The sequence below is a fragment of the Chloroflexota bacterium genome, from assembly GCA_035652535.1.
In the GTDB taxonomy this organism is placed as follows: domain Bacteria; phylum Chloroflexota; class UBA6077; order UBA6077; family SHYK01; genus DASRDP01.
Window position 1 is genome coordinate 1 of the sequence record DASRDP010000007.1, and the last position, 6,418, is coordinate 6,418.

Below are 6,418 nucleotides of genomic sequence, written 5' to 3' on the forward strand. Positions count from 1 at the left end.
CGCCCGGCTCCACGTTCCACCTGACGGTGAGGGCGACCGCGTATCCGGTCCAGAAGTACCTCGGACTGATCTGGGCGTACATGGGGCCGGCGCCCGCGCCAATCATCCCGCCATACGACGTCTTCGTGCGGAAGGACGGCGTGCACCGGATTCAGTTCCAGCCGCGGCTCGACTGCAACTGGGTCCAGGCGATGGAGAACTCCGTCGACCCGGCGCACAACCAGATCCTTCACCAGCGGATAACCCTCCCCGGCATTTTCGAGGATGGCAGCTTGGGCCCGGTCGACGACGAGCCCCTCGTGCCGACCAGCACCACGCGCGGCTTTGTGGACTGGATCGACCACTACGATTGGCACGAGGTTTCCTACGGCGGGATCATGAAAAAGCGGGTGTTCGTCAATGGCATGGTCGATGCGCACCCGGTCATCTTCCCGAACATCCTCCAGCACCTAACTGGCATGCAGATCCGCGTCCCGATCGATGACACCCACACGTCGATTGTCTTTATCAATCTCCAGCCCACAATGGACGGCAGCATCGTCGAGAACGAGCCGGAGCCGAAGGTTCGGTACGTTGCGCCATACAAGACGCCATCCGATGCGATCCATCCCTACACCCGCTTCGACGTCAGCCAGGGGCAGCAACAGGACCACATGGCGTGGGAGACGCAGGGACCGGTCGCCGACCGCACGCAGGAGCGGCTTGCAACCACCGACCGCGGCGTGGTGATGTACCGCGAGATGCTGCTGCGGGAGATCCGGCGTGTGCAGCAGGGGCACGACCCGCTCGGTGTGATCCGCGACCCGAACCATCCGATGATCGTGACCAGCCTCGATTGGCGCGTCCGCGTGCTCCGCTCCGGTATCGAGTCCGCCGATCCCGCCCGCCGTGCGCGTTACCGCGAGTGACGGCCGGGCTCGAAAGCTCGCCTTCAGCTCGCGAGGTCCCAATCCTGCGCGTTCCATCCCTGCAGGGAGTCTCCTCGCTTCGATCCCACGTTGACGAGTCGATTGCCGATCAGGACCGGCTCAGCATCGTGGAAGAGGGGCATGACCACGAGCTGATCGGTCATGTGATGGATGATCTGGGCCAGTAGGCTCACGCGCTCCGACTTCGGGATGGTCACGACGTACCGTTCGAGGAGCGCGTCGAGCTCGGGACTGCTGTAGCGCGCGGAATTGTTCCCCCGATAGCCATTTTCCGGCAGCGGGATCTGGGAGCTGTGGTAGCGCGTCACTTCGGGCGGGTTGAAGCGGAAGTCGAAGCTGAGGGACGTGGCCCGGTACTCGCGATCCGCGGCCCGCTGACGGGGGATGACAATCGGGTCCATGCCCACCCCCACCGCCTTCCACGAATCGGCCAGGACGAACAGCAGCTTCTCGCGGAGCTCATGCGCCGTCGTTCGCAGTTCTACGGAAAGCTTTCGACCGGTCGGGTCCACGAAGAAGTCCTCCGGGCCACGCGTATAGCCCGTGCTCTGAATGAGGTCGATCGCTGTGCGCTGGTCGTATGGGTACTGGACGACGCTGGGTTGGATCTGCGAGTAGTCCGGGGCCTTCGGACTGATGAAGCTGTCCGCGACCGGCACGAGGCCACCAAGGAAGACGTCGACTATCTGCTGACGGTCGAGCGCGTGCAGGAGCGCCCGCCGGAACCGCACATCGGCCACCACCGGCGGATCCGGGTTGATGAATTGCGGCCAGAGCCCCGTCATCGTCTCCAGCGGCACCTCGACGTGTCCTTCGTGCCATTGCTCGCGCGCCATGATCGCCTGCTCCACGCTGAGCCCCTCGCCCAACGTCAGATCAACAGCGCCCGACAGGACGTTGGCGACGATGACATTCGTATCCCAGAGGAACTTGACTTCGATTTCGTCGATGTGCGGTCGGCCGAGCACGAAGCGATCGTTCGCGTGGAGCACCATATGGCTGCCCACGACCCAAGAGCTCATGGTGAATGGGCCGGTCCCCACGAACTCCTGGCTCCAGTACGGAAGCTGAAGGAAGTTCGCGGGGTCATCCTTGTACGACTCCTCGAGAATGTGGCTGGGCATCGGGAGGATGCGAGAGCGGTCGGTCCGACTGAAGAGCGTGTCTGCCTCGATGAACGGCTTCTTCCAGACCACCGTGACGGTCTGCGCGTCCGGCGCCTCGACAGATTCGACGTAGCCGTAGCCGGTGTCTTGCGCGATGGTGAGCGACTTGTCCATCGCGACCTTGGTGGTGAAGACGAGGTCTGCCGAGGTTACCGGCGCGCCATCGTGCCAGACAGCCTCGGGGCGAAGCTTCCAGGTCGTGCGCATACTGCCATCCGGCACTAGCTGCCAGGCGCCGTTTTCCAGGGTGGGCACCGTGGAGGCGATGAGGGGGCGCAGCGCGCCGTCATGATCCACGAGACCGAGCCCCGAGTTCACCAGCAATTCGACGTCGCGCACGCCGGCGACGCGTCCGCCGCCCGCTGCGTTGATGGAGTCAGCGATGGTGAACGGATCGCCTCGAATTGCGGCCACGATCCGCTTGCTCTGACCCACCGTCGCTGAGGCGTTTGACGGGATTCCACTTGACGTGGGTAGCGGCGATCCACAGCCCATGATCGCCCCGAGAAGGAACACGACGGCAATGCCGACGCGCCGCATCCCTGCACCTCCGCTGTGGACGAGGCTGCTGCGCCACGGGACGGACACCGCGCCTCTATTCCTTGGTCGTTCAAGCGAGGGTAGGTTCCCGCGCGAATCCCGTCAAGCGGTTGGCACAAACGGTCAAACCTTTGACGAGGCTCACCGCCGTGTATAGAGTGTGCGGGACAGACGCGCGCCGCTGAACAATCCTGCGACTGACGCGCAACGAATTCCACCGGCTGACGGCGCAAAGGTTGCTCGCGATGGAATCGAGAATGACGGATGTTCCACGAGGACACCGGTCAGCGCCACGCACCCGACGGAGCTACGCGCACAGGAGGACCCTTCTGCCAAAGCCGTGCTTCCCGATGCTCCTCGTCTTCAGCGCGGCCATCGTGGCATGCAGCTCGGCGGCGTCAGCGCCGAGCGGGCCGTCGGCGTCGAATGCGCGTCAGGCTGCTGCACCAGCTGTCAGTCGCACGCTCGTCATCGTGTCGCGAGGTGAGCCGCCGAGCATCGCCGCCCGGTCGCTCCAGCCGTATTCCGGATCGATTGCCGCGCCAATTCGGCTGTTTAACGCCATGCTCGACTACCTGGACGAAAACGAAGTCCCGCAGCCATATCTTGAGGAGGCCCTGCCCCAGCTCAACACGGACACCTGGCACGTTTTTCCTGACGGCGAAATGGAGACTGTGCATCACCTCCGGCCAAACTTGACCTGGCATGACGGTACACCACTAACAGCCGACGATTTCGTCTACGCCTGGAAGCTCTACACGATGCCCGAGCTTGGCTCGTCCTCCGGGTTGCCACTGAACTACATGCGCGAGGTGGCAGCTCCGGATCCGCAGACGGTGCTCATTCGCTGGAAACGTCCGTATGCGGATGCCAATGCGCTGGACCTCACCTTTCAAGCGCTGCCTCGGCACGCCGTCGAGGCAGCTTTTGACGGTGCAGGCGCCCAGGCCATCATCAATAATCCGTTTTGGACCACCGAGTACGTTGGCGCGGGACCCTACCGGATCGAACACTGGGAACCGGGCACCGCCATCGATGGGGTTGCTTTCGCCGGACATGCCCTGGGAAAACCAAAGATCGATCGCATTCGCGTCATCTTCATCTCCGACTCCAACGCTGCAATTGCCAGCATGATCAGCGGGGAGGCCCAGTTCGTGAGCGATTACGTCCTCTTCTATGAGGATGCCCATACGCTCGAGCAGGATTGGGCTGCACGCGGCTCCGATGGAAAGGTGCTCTACTCACCCGTTCTCCTTCGTCCGACCGAGATCCAGTTGCGACCGGAATACGTCGACCCGCCGGCGCTGTTGGATGTGCGGGTCCGCCGTGCCATTGCCCACGGCATGGATGCGCCGTCGGCTGTCGAGGTGACCACCGGCGGCAAGGGCCTTCTCACCTGGAGCCTCACTTCGCCGGCGGCCAGCTACTACCCAGTGATCGAGCGCACGCTTGTCAAGCACCAGTACGACCCGCTGCTCGCGGCGAGGGACCTCGAGGACTACGGCATGGTGCGACGGGCAAACGGCCTGTATACGCAGGCGGATGGTGAGCCGTTCAGGATAGAAGTCGCGACAGACGGCGGAACCTCAAACGAGCGGCAGAATGCCCTGTTCGTCGATAGCCTTCGCAAGGTCGGGATTGACGCCTACGGCAAGGTAATTCCTGTGGCTCAGCTCCGCGATCAGCAGGCCCGCGCAACGATGCCAGCGCTCAATACCGGCGGCATTGGCGGCCACCCATTTGGCGCGCTCATTTCCTCGGCCATGCCCCGCCCGGAGAACCGCTGGTCGGGCGCCAATCGGGGAGGCTGGACCAGTCCTGAAGTCGACCGACTATGGGACGCCTACTTGGGCACACCCGAGCCCGACGACCGTGTTAAAGACCTCGCGCGGATGGAGCAGATCCTGTCCGAGGACGTGGGGCTCATACCGGGGCTATTCGACATCGTCGCCAACGCGCATGCTGGCAACCTCAAGGGGCCGGTCATGCGCAAAACGCCGGACGCGGGCTCCGGGATCCTGCACGTCGAAACCTGGGAGTGGACGTCCTGAGACACGGATCCCTTCTGGGATCTCGACCCATGACGTCCTAGCCTCGACGCGTCCGCTCCCGGCGGCCAGCATGGCGGCTCTCAACCGCCCATCCCGCCGCGGGCTCCCATCGGCCAACCAGCGCAGGGCCGGATGCTGACTGGTTCAGTCTGATGACTCGGGCGTATCCCAAGCGGAGCACACTCTTGCCGCAGCGATACCCTCAGCGGGCAGAGCTCCGGCCGCCCGCATTGGTCCCGCCGGAGCAAGCGTCGATGACTTCGCGATGGGATCGACATCGCCGCACCCCGCATCGGCGCAATCGGCGCAGGTTGACCAGAATTCAGCTCGGTGGTATACGGGGATGAGCGAGAACGGAGGGAGCGCGAGCGGCATGATCACCAAGGAAACCAACGAACGGCTGACTCAGACCGGACCAGGAACCCCCATGGGCAACCTCTTGCGGCGGTATTGGCACGTGGTGGGCGCACTTCCTGACCTCGAAGCCGATCCCGTGCGCCCGGTTCGCCTTCTTGGCGAGGACCTCATTCTCTTCCGGGATGAAGCCGGTCGGCTGGGCCTGATCGCCGAACGGTGCGCCCACCGAGGCATCTCGCTCGCCCACGGGATTCCGCAGTCCAATGGGCTCCGCTGTGCGTACCACGGGTGGACCTACGATCCCGACGGCCACGTCGTTGACATGCCGTTCGAGCCCGCCTGCCTTCCATTGAGAATCGCCGCCTATCCCGTCGCGGAGCTGGGCGGGCTCGTCTGGGCGTATCTTGGGCCCGAGCCGCGCCCGCTCCTCCCGCGCTACGAAGGGTTCGTTCGCGAGGACCTGGACAAGAACGTCACCATCAAGCTGCTGCCGTGCAACTGGGTCCAGTGCATGGACAACTCGATGGATCCGGTCCACTTCGAGCACCTGCATGGCCATTATGGCAACTACATGAACAGGCGGCTGGGCAAGGAGCCGGCCATGCGCACGCCGCGCCACCTCAAGATCGCATTCGAGGAGTTCGAGTACGGCGTCTACAAGCGGCGCCTCGTCGAAGGGGAAACGGAGGACTGCGACGACTGGACCGTGGGCCACCCGATCCTTTTTCCCAACATCCTCGCACAGCTCCAGGATGCGTACCACAGCTATCAGATCCGCGTGCCCGTCGACGACACGCACACCTTGCACGTGCTGTACCGGGGAACACTGCGCAAGCCGGGAGCCGCCCCGCAGAACGGCCTGATCGTGAAGCACGAGCGGGTCGAGTACGACGACCTCGGGCGCGTCTTCGCGCCCACCGTGATTCAGCAGGACGAGGCCGCCTGGATCGGACAAGGCCCAATCTCGGACCGCACGGTCGAGCATCTCGTCACCTCGGACAAGGGCGTTGCCCTATACCACAACCTGCTTCTCGAGAACATCGAGAAGGTCGAGCGCGGTGAGGACCCGATGGCGGTCGTTCGCGATCCGGCGAAGAACGAGCCGATGATCGAAATCCGCCACGAGCGCGTGGCCCGCGCGGCCTATCGGCCCTGGCTGCGCGAGGGCTTCGTCACCGCGGCCTCGTAGCGGCGCAACAGCGGTCGGCCCTCGCCACCGGCCCGTCAAGCGGCGATTTCGACGCGGTCTACTCGCGGAACTCGAGGAAGTTTCCGGAGGGATCGCGAACGTAGAGCGCCTCGTCGACGCGCTCGAACGGGCCCCCGGTCGTCGGCGACGGCCACATGCATCGCAGTCGTATGCTGCGCAAGCGCT

At 64.3% G+C, this 6,418-nt stretch carries 4 protein-coding genes; 3 read left to right on the forward strand and 1 reads right to left on the reverse strand.

The window, feature by feature from the left end; translation table 11 throughout:
* Positions 1–908, forward strand: a 908-nt coding sequence (locus VFC51_01050) for a hypothetical protein (GenBank protein ID HZT05592.1), incomplete at its 5' end; no start/stop codon positions are given.
* A gap of 23 nt (positions 909–931) precedes the next feature.
* Here VFC51_01050 and VFC51_01055 read toward each other — a convergent pair.
* Complete coding sequence (locus VFC51_01055) at positions 932–2,635, reverse strand: peptide ABC transporter substrate-binding protein (GenBank protein HZT05593.1); 1,704 nt, start codon at positions 2,633–2,635, stop codon at positions 932–934.
* 350 nt (positions 2,636–2,985) lie between these two features.
* Here VFC51_01055 and VFC51_01060 point away from each other — a divergent pair, with 350 nt between their 5' ends.
* Both VFC51_01060 and VFC51_01065 read left to right on the forward strand, forming a co-directional pair.
* On the forward strand, positions 2,986–4,686 hold the full coding sequence (locus tag VFC51_01060; GenBank protein ID HZT05594.1) for an ABC transporter substrate-binding protein: 1,701 nt from the start codon (positions 2,986–2,988) through the stop codon (positions 4,684–4,686).
* 373 nt (positions 4,687–5,059) lie between these two features.
* Positions 5,060–6,232: a Rieske 2Fe-2S domain-containing protein gene (locus VFC51_01065; protein HZT05595.1), complete on the forward strand. Its 1,173-nt coding sequence runs from the start codon at positions 5,060–5,062 to the stop codon at positions 6,230–6,232.
* Positions 6,233–6,418 lie beyond the last annotated feature (186 nt).

What these genes read in the sequence shown, in the direction of transcription:
- VFC51_01055 (HZT05593.1), bottom strand. Translation starts at nt 2,635, where the DNA reads ATGCGGCGCGTCGGCATTGCCGTCGTGTTCCTTCTCGGGGCGATCATG.
- VFC51_01060 (HZT05594.1), top strand. Translation starts at nt 2,986, where the DNA reads ATGCTCCTCGTCTTCAGCGCGGCCATCGTGGCATGCAGCTCGGCGGCG.
- VFC51_01065 (HZT05595.1), top strand. Translation starts at nt 5,060, where the DNA reads ATGATCACCAAGGAAACCAACGAACGGCTGACTCAGACCGGACCAGGA.